Genomic DNA, 14484 nt, shown 5'->3' with positions numbered 1-14484 from the left:
TCGCCCCCACGGCAGCCTAAAGTCAAAACCGCCCATCAGTCGCCTCGCCTTAACCGACGACAACCTGTTGAGGCTCCACACCTAGTCGCCGCTTGAAGACCGAAGGCGGCGAGAGCCGCAACTGCTGCCAGAAGCGGCAGCCAGAACTGCACGTCCCCCATGGTCCGCAGCGTCAAGCCGCTGAGCAGCGACCACAGCAGCGGGATCGGCATGAGCAGGAACAGAAGCCTGCCGCGCGCCAAAAGCAGAACACCGAGTGTAACTATCACGGTGGGGTCGGGCGCGATGCCGAAGATTTCCGTACCGGACCAGGAACGTCCAAAGACCTGCGGGAGAAGCGGATAGGCGACAAGCCCGAAAGCCACGAGGAGGAGCCCGATCCAGCCGACGATGCCGCGCTGGTCGAAGGTGAGCCCGTTGAACATTGTGCCGGTGAATAGCAGCAGGATCGCCTGGAGTGCGAAGAGCGGCGCGACATACTCGATCGCCCAGTTGATCGCCGCATAGCGGTTCCACAGGAAGGACCATCCGACGAAGGTCCAGATCAGGGCGAGCATGAGCGCGATCCACCGGTCGTGGCTAAAAGGCCGCCGATGAACGACAACGACCATGCCGAGGCCGGCGGCGAGCGCCAGGAACTGCAGCGGCCAGAGCGCGGCGTTGTGCATCTCGAACATGCGCCAGTAGACGCGCGGCGAGAAGAGGAGAAAATCCTCCGGCCGGTAAGTCCACCATTCAGACATCAGAGATCGCGCACGTAGGCTGCCATCCGCTCGCGCATCGCCGCATCGGGAAGCAGTCCCGCGGCCGCAGCCATGTTTTCGCGCACATGGTCGACGCGGGTCGTGGCGGGGATGACGACGGTGACGGCGGGATGCAAGAGGATGAACTTCAGGATGAACAGCGCCCAGGTCGAGGCGCCGATCTCGCTTGTCCATCCGGGCAGCGGCTCGCCTTCGAGCCGTCGCGTCAGCGCACCCTGCCTGAAGGGCCGGTTGACGATCACGGCAATCCCTCGATCGGCCGCAAGCGGCAACAGCCGCTCCTCCGCCTCGCGGTCGGCGATGTTGTAGGTGAGTTGCACGAAGTCGAGTGGCTGGCTGCGCATGATTTCTTCGAAGAGATCGTGCCGGCGCCCCTCCGACGTGGTGATGCCGACATAGCGGATCTGGCCTGCCGCCTTCATCTCGAACAGCGTTTGAAGATGCGCCTCCCAGGCGACAAGATTGTGGACCTGGACGAGGTCAAAGTGCTGCACGCCCCAGTAGCGGCGTGACTGTTCGAGCTGTGCGCTTCCGCTTGCGCTGGAGGAAGTCCAGACTTTCTCCGCCGAAAACAGCGTGTCGGGTCGTCCGAGCCTTTCGAGGCCATGGCCGATGACGGGCTGGGACGAGCCGTACATGGGCGAGGAATCGATCATCCGCCCGCCCGCCTCGAAGAAGGCGGCCATCACATCGGCGCATTCGTCCCTGAGTACCGGATCGTCGCCGACATTGAAGGTGATCCAGGTGCCGAGCCCGACAACCGGGATCATCTCGGCGGATGACGGGATAGGCCGCGTCGCGGGCGTGGTAGGCTGACTGAGCGCGACTGCCGGGATCATGGCGGCAGTCGCCGCCGCAATTGAGCCTTGGACGAATGTTCTCCGGGTCGTCGTCATAAGCGTCTCCGTCGTTCAGTCGTTCGCGGCGTTGGCGAATGGCGGAGGCCCTGCTGCAGCAAGCGCCGTTCGCGTTCAACGCCGTCTAGCAGGACTCGTTCCAAACTTCTAAGATTGTGCTGATCGTAGGGCTCCAATCGTCCGAGCGTTCGCGCTAGTGTGTTTACTTCAGCCGACAATGACCGGCGCGAGCCGACAAATGATCGGCGCGCAGCTGAGCAGAAACGTCTGCTTCTGGCGCGCCCGCCGCCTCCAGTGCGGTCGCCGGGAATCTCCGCTTTGAGGCACCAAGCACAGCTAACTTTAATGACGAAGATAAGGCGCTTAGCATCCACGGCTCCACTGGGAAATGGAGCCGCATCTGGCTAGACTTCCGTGGCCTCGGCGAGTTCGAGGGCATCTTCTACGTCGACGCCGAGATACCGGACTGTGTTCTCGATTTTGATGTGGCCCAGCAGAATCTGAACAGCGCGGAGGTTACCTGTCGTCTTGTAAATGATCGACGCTTTGGTACGCCGCAGCGAATGCGTGCCGTATTCCTGGGGTCGAAGTCCGATCGCCACAACCCATTCGTCCACGAGGCGGACATACTGCCTCGTGCTTATGTGACGCTTTGGGTCGATCCTGCTCGGGAATGCATAGTCGTCGACCGTGCCGCCGCGCCGTTCCAGCCATGCGAAGACTGGAGCGTGCGTCGCTCATCAACTCGAACTGCACCGGTCGGCCCGCCTTGTGTTGCACGACCATCGCGCGGGTTCGAATTTCCGGCCCGAGAACCAAGGTGCCGATCTTGATCCTGATGAAATCGCAGCCGCGCAACTTGCTGTCGATTGCTAGATCGAAGAGGGCTCGATCGCGCAATCGCCGCTCTCGATCGAGAAAGAATCGGATCGCCCATATCTGTCGAGGTTTCAGCGGGCCTTTCGTTCCGACCTTCTTGCCCGCGTTCCACGCCTGGCGATCGGGTGCGGTCGGGTCATAGTGTGAATGTCCCATTTCGTTTCTCCTTCGGCTATGATTGGCTACGGGAGGAACGCCCAGGTACTGACTCGGTTGGGATGGGGCCGGAAGCGGACCGGCAGCTTCCTGACATGGAAGCGGTCCTTAGGACCTTGACAGACATCGACGTGATCTGACCAATCCGGCCCTTCAGGCCGGGAACAGGAATGCCGAAGCGGGATCAAAAAAGACGCGCTGACCTGAAGTGGCGGCGCTATTCGCTTCCTCCGCGTCAGAGGTTGGCCTGACGTCGATCTCATCTCCGCCGGATGTGCGCGCTACGACGCGCCGGCGATCGCCGAAGAAGGCGGTATCGACGATCTCGACGGCGAGCGCCGCGCTGGCTGGCCCAGGCGTGAGGCGGAAGGCCTCCGGGCGCACCATCAGCCGGACCCTCTGGCCTTGGCCAAAGGACGTTGTTGTCTTGATGCCGGTCACGATCGAGCCGTCGGCGAGGCGGATCGTCGACGCCCCGCCTGTGGTTTGCAAATGCTCTGCGGGCAGGAAATTCGAGTTGCCGATGAAGCCGGCGACGAACTCGCTTGAGGGCCTGAGATAAAGGTCCTCACCAGTGCCGATCTGTTCGATACGGCCTTCCCTGAACAGAGCGATACGATCCGAAAGATGCAGCGCCTCTTCCTGATCGTGCGTGACATAGAGGATGGTGACGCCTGTCTCGCGATGAATGCGGCGGATCTCGGCCTGGATTTCCTGGCGCAGCTTCTTGTCAAGCGCCGACAGCGGCTCGTCCATCAGCAGGATCGGCGGGTCGTAGGCGAGCGCGCGGGCAAGCGCCACGCGCTGCTGCTGGCCGCCAGACAGCGCGCCCGGATGGCGGTCGGCGAAGTTTTCGAGACGCACCAGCGCCAGCATGTCGGCAACCTTGCGCTTGATCTCGTCGTCCGGCCGGCGGCGCACGCGCAGCGGAAAGGCGACATTCTCGGCGACGCTCAGATGCGGAAACAGCGTGTAGCGCTGGAAGACCATGCCGATGTTGCGCTTGTGCGACGGCACCGAAAGCAGCGACTTCTCCTCCAGGAGCACGTCGCCCGAGCTCGGATCCTGGAAACCGGCGATGGCGTAGAGCGTCGTCGACTTGCCGGAGCCCGACGGGCCGAGGAACGTCAGGAACTCACCCTTGGGCACATCGATGGTGACATCATGGACGGCGACGAAGGCGCCGAACGTCTTTCTCACCGCGCGTATGGACAGGAACGGTCGGGTCATCTGGACAATTTTCTGCGAAGGAGTGCGGTCACGATCATCAGGCACAAGGTCAGGCCGACAAGCAGGCTGGAGGCGGCGGCAACGACCGGGCTGAGGTCGGCGCGCAGGCTGCCCCAGATCTTCACCGGCAAGGTCTGCAAGGTCGGGCTTGCCATGAAGATCGCCACCACGACCTCGTCCCACGAGGCTAGGAAGGAGAAGATCGCCGCCGAAAAAATACCGATCCTGATCGACGGCAAGGTGATCCTCAGCCGTGCCTGCAGCGGGCTGGCGCCGCAGACGATGGCTGCATCCTCGATGGATTTATCAAAACCCTCGAGCGCCGCGGTGATCGGGATGATAGCGAAAGGCAGCGCCAGGACGGTGTGGGCGATGACGAAGCCGACCGTGGTGCCCGCGAGGCCGATGCGCAGGAAGAAGGCGTAGATGGCGATGGCGAAGACGACGACCGGCAGCACCATCGGCGTCAACAGCAATCCGCGCAGGAGTTGCCGTCCGCGAAACTCACCCTTGACCAGGCTGAAGGAGGCAAACAGGCCGATGATGACGGCGAGGATGGCGGCCATGGCGGCAATCCGGGCGCTGGTCAGCGCGGCATCGATCCAGGTCGGGTCGGCTAGCAATTGCTGGTACCATTTCAGCGTCCAGCCGGGCGGCGGAAAAGCCAGCCAGCGCGACGAGCCGAATGACAGGAGCACGATGAAGACCACCGGCAGCAGCAGGAAAGCCGCGACTGCCGCCGTGAAGCCGACAAGCGCCACGCGCAGCCACCCGAGCCTGTCATAGTCGAGCAGCATCCTCAGATCCCTCCGCCGGCGCGCCTGGCGCCGACCAGGCGAAGCTGGATCGCGTAGAGCGTCATGGTGACGACAAGCAGGACGAAGGCGGCCGCACTTCCTAGCCCCCAGTTGAGCAGCGACTGCACCGTCTGGGCGATCATCTCGGCCAGCATCATGTTGGACGTGCCGCCGAGGAGCGCGGGCGTGACGAAGTAGCCAAGCGACATGACGAAAACCATCAGGCCGCCGGCGGCGACGCCGGGAAGCGACAGCGGCAAAAGGATGCGGCGGAACGCCTCGAACGGGCTCGCGCCGCAAAGGGCCGCAGCGCGCAGCGTCATCGGGTCAATGGCGCGCAATGTGCCGACCAGCGGCAGGATCATGAAGGGCAGCATGATGTAGACCATGCCGATGGTGACGCCGGCCAGATTGTTGATGAGGGGCAGCGGCTCGTGGATGATACCGAGCCCCATAAGCGCCCTGTTGATCACCCCGGTCCGCTGCAGCAGCACCATCCACGCATAGGTGCGGGTGAGGAGGTTCGTCCACATCGACAGGATGATGATACCGAAGACGATCGAGCCCATGGCCGGTGGCATGATCGCCAGCATCCAGGCAACCGGGAAAGCCACAAGGATGGTGACGGCGGTGACAACGGCGGCGACCAGGAAGGTGTTGAGGAACACCCGCACATAGGTGCCGCTGCCGAGGAGCGTGGCGTAATTCTGCAAGCCCGGTTCGGGATCGGTGACACTGCGCAGCAGCAGGGCGACCACCGGCACGATGAAGAACAAGCCGACCAGAAGCAGAGCCGGCAAGGCGCTGCCGCTGCCGGCCGGCAGGCCGGCAACTGAGCCGCGTCTGAAAGAATTTCCTTGCATCGAGCGGTCCTGTCTCGAAACGGGGCGCGCAAGTCGCGCCCCCGTCAACCTGCAGCGGTGTTACTTGGTCTGCCAGGCATACCAACGCGTGGCGATCTCGTCGCGATGCTGCGCCCAGTAGTTCATGTCGAGGTTGATCTGGCCATCGACATGGGCATCAGGCAGGGCCTTGACCGCATTGGCGGGCATCTCGGCCTTGGCCTTGGCATTGATGGGCGCATAGCCGCTTGCCTCGGCGAATTTCGCCTGGCCGGTCGGGCTGGTGGCGGCAGCGAGGAACTTCATGGCACTGCCCTTGTTCTTCGCGCCCTTCGGCACGACGAGCACGTCGGCGGCGGTAAGGTTCTGGTTCCAGGCGACGCCTACGTCGGTGCCGTCCTGCTGGAGGGCGAAAACACGCCCGTTCCACAACTGGCCGAACGCGGCCTCGCCGGAAGCAATCAACTGCTGCGATTCAGCGCCGCCGCCCCACCAGACGATATCGGACTTGATGGTGTCGAGCTTCTTGAAGGCACGGTCGAGATCGAGCGGATAGAGCTTGTCCGCCGGCACGCCGTCGGCCAGCAGAGCGATCTCGATGACGCCCGGCGCCGACCATTTGTAGAAGGTCCGCTTGCCGGGAAATTTCTTGGTGTCGAACATGTCGGCCCAGCCCGTCGGTTCGCCTGTGACTGTGCCCTTGTTCCAGGCGAGCACGAAGGAATAGTAGAAACTGCCGACGGCATGCTCGTTGCTGAAGCGCGGGTCGAGATCGGCCTTGGGCACGACCGCATAGTCGATCGGCTCCAGCAGCCCGTCCTTGGCGGCCTTTATGGCGAAATCCATTTCCACGTCGACGACATCCCAGGTGACATTGCCGGCGTCTACCATAGCCTTGAGCTTGCCGTAGTCGGTTGGTCCGTCCTGCAGCACCTTGATGCCGGAGCTGGCTTCGAAGGGGGCTGCCCAGGATTTGGTCTGCGCTTCCTGCGTGGTGCCGCCCCAACTGGTGAACGCCATCTCATCGGCCTTGGCGGCGGTCGCCACGAGCAGTCCGGCCAGCAGGCCGGTCAGGATCAGTTTCATGTCATTCTCCTCTGTTGGTCTGTTCTTGTTTTTCTCAGTGCACCCACGCCCCACGCTCCTCAGCGCATGACGAAGGGATCGGGGATCGGCTCGTCCGAAGTCTTGATCCAGACGGACTTCGAGCGTGTGTAGTCTCTGATGGCATCGAGCCCGCCTTCGCGACCGAGGCCTGACAGGCCGTAGCCGCCGAAGGGAACGAGCGGCGATACGGCACGATAGGTATTGACCCAGACGACACCGGCATGGATGTCGCGCGCCATGCGATGGGCCTTGCCGAGATTGCTGGTGAATACGCCGGAAGCCAGGCCGAAGGGCGTGTCGTTGGCGAGTGCCAGCGCTTGCGCCTCGCTGTCGAAGCCAAGCACGCTGAGCACCGGACCGAAAAGTTCCTCGCGCACACAGGGCAGGTCGGCGCTGCCGGCATCGACAATGGTCGGTGCGTAGTAGAAGCCGCTGCCGGCCGGCCGTGTTCCGCCGGTGATCAGCATGCCACCCGCGGCGAGGCTTTCCGCGACAACCTTCTCGATCCAATCGCGCTGACGCAGCGTGGCCAGCGGACCCATTTCGGTGGCCGGATCCTGCGGATCGCCGATGCGGATCGCCTCGGCCTTGCGCTTCAGGCGGGCGAGGAATTCATCCTTTACCGAACGCTCGACCAGCAGGCGAGATCCCGCGACGCAGCTCTGGCCGGTCGCCGCGAAAATACCGGCGACGACCGCGTTGGCGGCGCTGTCTAGGTCGGCGTCGGCAAAGACGACGACCGGGCTTTTGCCGCCGAGCTCGAGCGTGGTGTAGGCAAGATTCTCCGCAGTGTTCCGGACGATGGCGCGCGCCGTCGACGGACCGCCGGTGAAGGCGACGCGCGAGACCAGCCTGTGGCTGGTCAGGCGCTGGCCGCACTCCTGGCCGAAGCCGGTGAGGATGTTGACGACGCCTCGGGGAAAGCCGGCCTCCTGGACGAGTTCGGCAAAAGCCAGCAGCGGCGCCGGGCCATCCTCGGAGGCCTTGAGCACGACCGTGCAACCGGCGGCGAGCGCCGGGCCGAGCTTGACGGCCGAGAGGAAGAGTTGCGAATTCCACGGTACGACAGCAGCAACGACGCCGATCGGCTCGCGGCGGATGGTAACGTCGAGATCCGGCTTGTCGATCGGCACATGCGCGCCTTCATGCTTGTCGGCGAGCCCGCCATAATAGCGGTAGTAGTCGCCGACATAGGCGATCTGGGCGCGGGTCTCGCGGATGATCTTGCCGGTGTCGCGCGTCTCGAGTTCGGCCAGGCGCCCGGCATTGGCGGCCACGAGGTCGCCGAGCTTGACCAGCAGTTTTCCGCGCGCCGTCGCTGTCATCCTTTGCCATGGGTCTGAGCACAGCGCGCTTTGCGCCGCCTCGACGGCACGATCGACGTCGGCTTCGCTTGCCGCCGGCATCTTTGCCCAGGCCGCGCCGGTCGACGGGTCGACACTGTCGAACGTGGCGGACGGCTCGTCGAAGCGGCCGTCGATGAAGTTCCTGAAGAGGGCGTCGGTCATGGGCTCGCGATCAGAGGAAGGCCGGCATCACCCGGTCGATGAACAGTTGCAGCGATTTCATCTTGCGCTCGTGCGAAAGGCCGCTGTCGATCCAGATCGAGTACTGGTCGTAGCCGAGCGTCTCGTAGGCTTTCAGCCGGGCGATGACCTCATCGGCTTCGCCGATCACCAGATTCTGGCGGATCTTGTCGGGCGCGTATTGCGGCATGGCCGCGATCTCGTCCGCCGTCAGCGGTTCCAATATGCCTTGATCCACGGGCTTTTTGTTCTGGAACCAGGCGCCGAACTGGCAGTAGAAAGTCGACAGGTCCTGCGTGAGGCGATCGGCGTCGGCCGCGTCCTCGGCGACGAATGTGTGCATCAAAAGCATGATTTCCGGTCGGTCGATCTCGGGATGCGCGGCGCAGGCGGCGTCGAAGCGCTGCATCAGGCTCGTCACCTCCTCATCGCCGGAAGCCAGCGGCGTCACCTGGACCTTGCAACCATTGGCGACGGCGAAATCGTGCGAGTTCGGGTCGCGGGCCGCTACCCAGATCGGTGGGTAGGGTTTTTGCACAGGCTTGGGCGAGGAGGTGGTCGGCGGGAATTGCCAGAACTCCCCGGAGAGTTCGAAGTCACCGTCCCAAAGGCCGCGGATCGCCGGTATGATCTCGCGCATGCGCTGGCCGGCGCCCCAGGCGTCGAGGCCTGGAAAGATGCGCTGATATTCGTAGCTGTAGGCGCCGCGCGCGATGCCGATATCGAGGCGGCCGCCACTGATGACGTCGGTCATCGCCGCTTCGCCAGCAAGCTTGATCGGGTGCCAGAAGGGCGCAATCACGGTTCCCGTGCCGAGGCGGATCCGGCTGGTTTTGGCTGCGAGATAGGCGATGTTGATGAAAGGGTTCGGCGAGATGGTGAATTCCATGCCGTGATGCTCGCCGATCCAGGCGGTCTCGAAGCCTGCCTGCTCTGCCAGCAGGATCAGCTCCTCGAGCTCGGTCAGAAGCTCGGAATGCGGTTTGGCGAGGTCCGACCGTTCCATATGCACGAAGAGCGAGAATTTCATCCCTGGTCACCTGTGTTGACGGCAGAAGCGTCGGCCCTGGCGAGCGGGCGAACCTCGCCTTCGACATCGTTGCCGACATAGACGCCGAATGCGTCCACCGAGCATTCCCTGATATAGCGCGCGAGCATCGAGCGGATCGCCGGATCGGCGATCTTCAATCCTTCGATCGCGCCGATCTCGATGAGCCTGATGCCGCGATCGCTGGAAGCGGGCACGTCGAACGTGCCGCGATAATAGACATGGGTGCGCGAAACAGTCCCGGCGTCGTCCCAGACGGCGAAAAGGAAGCCGAGCTGGGCCTCGATGGCCTTCGCCGCAAGCAGGCCTCGAAGGGTTTTGGCATCGCCGGCCGAGCCTAAGCCTCGGCCACGCGGCAGCTCGAAACCGTCAGCCGTTTCCAGGAACAGGATCCGGCCGCCATTTTCGAGAATGGCGCCGACATCGGTGCCGGGCTGCGTGGCCGCCAGCGCGTCCTGGCTGAGGCCGGGTGCGATATAGGCGCCGCGGCAATAGCCGAGCGGCTGCGATGAGTTGTGCTCGAAATCGCGGACGCGGCCGATGAGGATCGAATGATCGCCGGCATCGACCAGGCGCTCCATGTCGCAGTCGAAGGACGCGACGGAGCCGTCCAGCACGGGGCTGCCGGTCCGTCCCGGCCGCCAGGCCACGGAGGCGAACTTGTCGGCGGCTTTCGAGGCGAAGATGCCGGACGCTGCCTTCTGACGCTCGTTGAGGACGTTGATGGCGAAGCTTTTGGATGTCGCGAAGACGGGATGGCCAAGCGCTTTGTGGGCGATGCAGATGAGCACCAGTGGTGGATCGAGCGACACCGAGGTGAAGGAGTTGGCGGTGAAGCCACGCGGCTCGCCTTCGGGTCCGATCGTGGTGACGATGGTAACGCCGGTGAGGAAGGAGCCCATTGCGCGGCGGAGTTCGCCGTTGTCGAAACCGGCGTCCGCTTCCGCGGCGCTTCTTTGCTCGATCGCTTCGTCCTCTCCGAGGAAGTCGACGATGTGACGCGTCGTCAGATCGGGTGCCGCGACCGCCATCATGTGCCTCTCGCTTGGCAGCACTGTGCAGCGGCCATGCGGCGCCAGGCGCGCCATCGCCGCCGACATTGCCGGCGAAGAATTCCTGTCCTCCGAGCCGGTCATGAACAGGGCCGGCATGCCCAGCTTCGGCAGGCGGGCAGTGTGATCGCCGTCGGCACGAGCGAACAGACGATAGGTGCGGGCATAGCCTTCCGGGTCGACCGCGCTCAGTGCGGATGCCGTCTTCTGCGCTGCCGCCTCCAACTCAGTCGGCACCGGATCTCCGAACCAGCGGGCAATGGTCTGGGCCGTGCCGGCCGTATCGGCGCGGCCGTTGAGCGCCACCGCGCGCTGGCGAACGGCTTCGGCCATTTCAGGCGGGCGCCGGAACACGGCATTCAGGGAAACGATGCGGCGGACGCGCTCCGGTGCGCGCAGCGCAAATTCCTGGGCAACGAGTGCACCCATCGAATGGCCGACGACGGATACCTTGTCGAGGCCGAGATGATCGAGCAGGCGAATGGCCTGATCGGCATAGTCGGCCAGTTCCGGGTGCGGCGGCGGCAGCGGAGAAAGGCCATGGCCGAGCATGTCGATGGCGATCATCTCAAAGCGGCCAGCCATGCGCTCGATCTGCGGCTGCCAGATCGCGGCATTCATGCCGACGCCGTGAATGAAGAGCACCGGCGCGCCCGATCCGGCGCGTATGAAGCCGGTGCCGTCGGGCGCGGCGGCTCGGACCCATGCAGGTGCGGCGGTATCAGCCATGCAGGTCCCCGAGTTCCTTGAGGTCCTGATAACGATCGCCGATGCGGTGATGCGGGCGTCCGCCGATTGAAGCGCCAAGCGCCACCACCAGCTCGTCCGGCGCCGGCGCATCGCCGATCTGGAAATGCACGGTCAGGTAATGCGAGCGCCGTCCCTCGTCATTCTTGTCCATCAGCGGGATCATGATCGGCGTGTTCGGCCCGCCGCGCAGGTTGGTGAATGCGAGATAGGTCTTGGCTCCGACGGCGCGGCGGTAATGGTTGCCGAAATGCAGCGTATGGATCAGCGCCGAGGCATGCTCAATCTCGCCCGACGTGCCGCAAATGGCCGCCTTGCCATAGCCCTCGATCACCTCGCCGGATCCGGCGACGGCAATGATCTCGCTAGTCAGGATTTCCCCGATCACTGGCGCACAAGCGCGGATTTCAGGCGACAGATCTTCGGTGAAACCACGTCCTGTCCAAGGGTTTGTCAGCACCGCAGCGACGCCGATCAAGCGCAGCGGACGGGGAGCAGCCTTGCCGCCTTCGATCAGCGTGTTCTCGGTATAGGTAACGATCTTGCGAATGGCAGGCTGCATGGAATCCTCAGTTCGGCGATGCCAACGGGATAGTCAGATCCCCGTATCATCTTATGGTATACCATGCTATGGACCGCCAAGCACCTTGTCAACCCGGCCTGGAATCTGTTTTCGTGACCGCGCAGGAGACCACACATGCCAGACGACACGCTTCGCATCGACCGCAGCGCCAAGACCTTGAGGACACTGGCGCTGGAGCGCATGCGCGACGCAATCATGGATTTCCATTTCCAGCCCGGCGAAAGGCTGGTCGAGCGACCGCTATGCGATCAGCTTGGCGTCAGCCGTTCCGTCGTGCGCGAGGTTCTGCGGCAATTGGAGGCCGAGGGACTGGTGCAGATGATCCCTGGGCATGGGCCGGCTGTGGCCAGGCCGGATCTCGGCCGCACGGATGAGATTTACGAACTTCGAGCTCTGCTCGAAGGCATTGCGGCCCGCGCCTGCGCGCTGTCGGCCACCGGTGAGCAGTTGGGAACGCTCGAACAGGCGCTGACGGATTTGTTCGATGCGTGGTCCTCAGGGACGCCGCCCGCGGTGATGCGGGCGACGACGAAATTCTACGAGGCACTGTTCGAGGCCGCTGACAAGCGCGTCGCCTGGGAAATCGTCAGCGGGCTGAATGTCCGCATCAACCAGCTTCGTTCGATGACCATCGTCTCGACCAACAGGCGCGAAGCGGCGATCGCCGAGATGAACGAGATCATGGATGCAATCCGCGCACGCAAGCCGGAAGAGGCGGAAGCCGCAGCGCGGCGGCATGTCGAGTCCGCCTGGAAGATCGCCCGGAACACACTTCGCTTTGATTCTCTTTAGTCTGGCCACCCAACTTCCAAAAAAGGCGGATTCGCTATCAGAACGTGCCTCTGGGGCTAGTTCGCCCGCGTCGCCTAGCGACGTCCGCTTATAGTGATGGGCGGAGCCGTCGTGAACGCCCGGATTTTGGCGCAAAGCTGCCGTTGACATCGTACCCAACGTAGGATGGCTTCGGGTCACGAATGCTGGTTCCGGCCAATTTCGACTTCCAAGAAGAGAATTCGACTCCGGCGCTCTCGAAAGGGTCAAACTCTCACCTTCCGAGTGCGTACTCTCATCGTCGGCAGGTTGGCTGACTGGTGCAGGGCTGCCATAGACAATCAGATTGCATCAACTGCGGCGTAGAGCTGGTCTCCTGCTGGCGATCCTTCGCCAAAATCAAAAGCTCCATCTTAGCCAAACTACGCCAGAGCTTGCGAGCAATTGGTGAGCAGCCTTCGCACAATCGCTGGTGTGTCTGAGGCTAACTTATTGAAATGATTGGCGCACCCGACAGGATTCGAACCTGTGACCTCTGCCTTCGGAGGGCAGCGCTCTATCCAGCTGAGCTACGGGTGCTTCCCGGTGATCCGGAAAACGAACCAGCCGGTGAACCGGCAAGTCACGGCTTCTTAGCGGAAGCCGGGGCGGGCTTCAACGGGCAATTGGAGATTGGCGCAGCGACTTGGCTCGGTGCGTCCAGGCTGTGGCCTATGAGGTTGCCGCCCCACTCTTCACCGCCCGCCTCCGCCGCACCGCCCGCTTCGGCTTCTTGGCGCCGGTCAGCTCGTGCATCGCATCCAGCTGCATCTGCTGCATTTCGGCCAGGCGCGTCCATTGGCGCGAGATGAGGTAGTCGAGCTTTTCGTGCAGATGGCGCACTTCGAGCTCGGCCTTGAGGTTGACGCGGTAGTCGTTGAAGGAGCGCAGGCGGTCCTTGGACTCCTGCCGCCTCTGGCTCATCATGATGATCGGCGCCTGGATGGCGGCAATGCAGGAGAGCAGCAGGTTGAGCAGGATGAAGGGGTAGGGATCGAAGGCGCCCGCCATGCCGGCGATCAGGTTGATACCGATCCACACCAGAAGCACGCTGGCAAATGAGATCAGGAACCACCAGCTGCCGCCGAAGGACGCCATGTTGTCGGAGACGCGGTCGGCAAAGGTCCGGTGCTCCTCGAACTCCTCCTCCGAGTTTTCGGAAATCGTGTCCTGCCTGGCGATCGATTCGACCACCTGGCGGTCGAGCTCCGAGAATTCGCCATGCTCCTGCTGGAGCAGCTCCTCCATGTAGCGCATGCGGTAGCGGCCGAGCTCGGCGCGGGTAATGCGGGCGCCGGACGGCAGGTCCGGGTGATCCGAACGAATGCGGTCGGCGAGGCTCGGGCGCAGCGTGTCGATGCGCACGAGATCGCGCTTGCGGAATTTGCGGCCCGATATCGCGGACGGTTTTTTCTTCGGCTTGCCGCGATGGGTGCCCGGAGCTGATGGTTCCGAGTCCGGCACGTCGGGCGTTTCGAGGTGTTCGTCCGACGCCTGGTCGGCCTCGAGCTGCCCGGTGGTCGGCGCCTCGAAATATTCGCCGCCGCTGTCGTTCTCCGCCGGCTGCTCGGGTGTTTTCGGGACGGTGCTCATGGTGCGGGGCTCCTGCGGTGGTGCTGGGCGGGACGATAGACAGAGGTGGAGGAGGATAGCCAGCTTGGGGCGCGGATTTCTCAGGCCGGACAAGTGGTTTTGATTGGAGAAGGCGACGTGGCTGGCGGCGGCTCGCTCTTCGCGGGCTCAGGGCGGGCGGTGACATTCGAGATTGGCCGAAGCCACCAAAACTTCGTCATCCACGGGCGGAGCGGGAAGAACTTGCCCGATGTTGGCGCCAATCACCCCCCTCTGTCCTGCCGGACATCTCCCCCGCAAGGGGGGAGATCAGCGGCTTCGGCGCTACGCTCACTCCTGTGACGGTGGAAATTGGCGAAAGCCGGGATAACAGCCAATCTCCCTCCTTGCGGGGGAGATGTCCGGCAGGACAGAGGGGGGTGCTGTCCCGCCAGCTTCCCGCAAAGGTTCTGCACGACGGCGGGCAACAAAAAACCCGCCTTGCGGCGGGTCACTGGCGCGACTCAGCACCATG

Annotated in this window: 11 protein-coding genes, 1 tRNA gene and 2 pseudogenes; 1 reads left to right on the top strand and 13 read right to left on the bottom strand. The window is 63.6% G+C overall.

Annotation, left to right across the window (positions count from 1 at the left end):
- Positions 1 to 113: 113 nt before the first annotated feature.
- The 11 genes and pseudogenes from NKI73_RS32555 to NKI73_RS32505 all read right to left on the bottom strand — a co-directional run.
- A pseudogene (locus NKI73_RS32555) lies at positions 114 to 677 on the bottom strand (DUF6064 family protein); the annotation flags it as partial.
- A 65-nt stretch (positions 678 to 742) separates the two neighbouring features.
- Positions 743 to 1660, bottom strand: a complete 918-nt coding sequence (locus NKI73_RS32550) for an aldo/keto reductase (protein WP_352636046.1) — start codon at positions 1658 to 1660, stop codon at positions 743 to 745.
- Between the two features lie 365 nt (positions 1661 to 2025).
- A pseudogene (locus NKI73_RS32545) lies at positions 2026 to 2656 on the bottom strand (tyrosine-type recombinase/integrase).
- 153 nt (positions 2657 to 2809) lie between these two features.
- The gene (locus NKI73_RS32540; RefSeq protein WP_352636045.1) at positions 2810 to 3886 is read right to left on the bottom strand and encodes an ABC transporter ATP-binding protein; all 1077 of its coding nucleotides are present in this window, start codon (positions 3884 to 3886) and stop codon (positions 2810 to 2812) included.
- A complete protein-coding gene (locus NKI73_RS32535; protein ID WP_352636043.1) occupies positions 3883 to 4683 on the bottom strand; it encodes an ABC transporter permease in 801 nt (266 codons plus the stop codon). Before NKI73_RS32535 ends, NKI73_RS32540 begins: the two co-directional genes overlap by 4 nt.
- Positions 4684 to 4685: 2 nt before the next feature.
- Entirely contained in the window at positions 4686 to 5546 is an 861-nt protein-coding gene (locus tag NKI73_RS32530; protein ID WP_352636041.1) for an ABC transporter permease, read from the bottom strand.
- A gap of 60 nt (positions 5547 to 5606) precedes the next feature.
- Positions 5607 to 6611 carry an ABC transporter substrate-binding protein gene (locus NKI73_RS32525; RefSeq protein ID WP_352636040.1) on the bottom strand — a complete coding sequence of 335 codons (1005 nt, stop codon included), beginning with the start codon at positions 6609 to 6611 and terminating at the stop codon, positions 5607 to 5609.
- A 59-nt stretch (positions 6612 to 6670) separates the two neighbouring features.
- Positions 6671 to 8140 (bottom strand): aldehyde dehydrogenase, encoded by a 1470-nt coding sequence (locus NKI73_RS32520; protein ID WP_352636038.1) that lies wholly within the window; start codon positions 8138 to 8140, stop codon positions 6671 to 6673.
- A 10-nt stretch (positions 8141 to 8150) separates the two neighbouring features.
- A complete protein-coding gene (locus tag NKI73_RS32515) occupies positions 8151 to 9188 on the bottom strand; it encodes an LLM class flavin-dependent oxidoreductase (protein ID WP_352636037.1) in 1038 nt (345 codons plus the stop codon).
- Positions 9185 to 10987 carry an alpha/beta fold hydrolase gene (locus NKI73_RS32510; RefSeq protein WP_352636035.1) on the bottom strand — a complete coding sequence of 601 codons (1803 nt, stop codon included), beginning with the start codon at positions 10985 to 10987 and terminating at the stop codon, positions 9185 to 9187. Before NKI73_RS32510 ends, NKI73_RS32515 begins: the two co-directional genes overlap by 4 nt.
- Positions 10980 to 11567: an amino acid synthesis family protein gene (locus NKI73_RS32505; protein ID WP_352636034.1), complete on the bottom strand. Its 588-nt coding sequence runs from the start codon at positions 11565 to 11567 to the stop codon at positions 10980 to 10982. Before NKI73_RS32505 ends, NKI73_RS32510 begins: the two co-directional genes overlap by 8 nt.
- A gap of 135 nt (positions 11568 to 11702) precedes the next feature.
- Between NKI73_RS32505 and NKI73_RS32500 the strand changes: the two genes are divergently transcribed.
- Complete coding sequence (locus tag NKI73_RS32500; protein WP_352636033.1) at positions 11703 to 12380, top strand: GntR family transcriptional regulator; 678 nt, start codon at positions 11703 to 11705, stop codon at positions 12378 to 12380.
- 481 nt (positions 12381 to 12861) lie between these two features.
- Here the strand turns inward: NKI73_RS32500 and NKI73_RS32495 are convergent.
- Positions 12862 to 12938 (bottom strand) — tRNA-Arg (locus tag NKI73_RS32495).
- A gap of 132 nt (positions 12939 to 13070) precedes the next feature.
- Positions 13071 to 13991 carry a DUF1003 domain-containing protein gene (locus NKI73_RS32490; protein WP_352636031.1) on the bottom strand — a complete coding sequence of 307 codons (921 nt, stop codon included), beginning with the start codon at positions 13989 to 13991 and terminating at the stop codon, positions 13071 to 13073.
- Positions 13992 to 14484 lie beyond the last annotated feature (493 nt).

Source organism: Mesorhizobium sp. M0496 (assembly GCF_040321205.1).
Taxonomy (GTDB): domain Bacteria; phylum Pseudomonadota; class Alphaproteobacteria; order Rhizobiales; family Rhizobiaceae; genus Mesorhizobium.
Note: the sequence above shows the minus strand (reverse complement) of the source record. Positions and strands in the feature narration are given on the sequence as shown.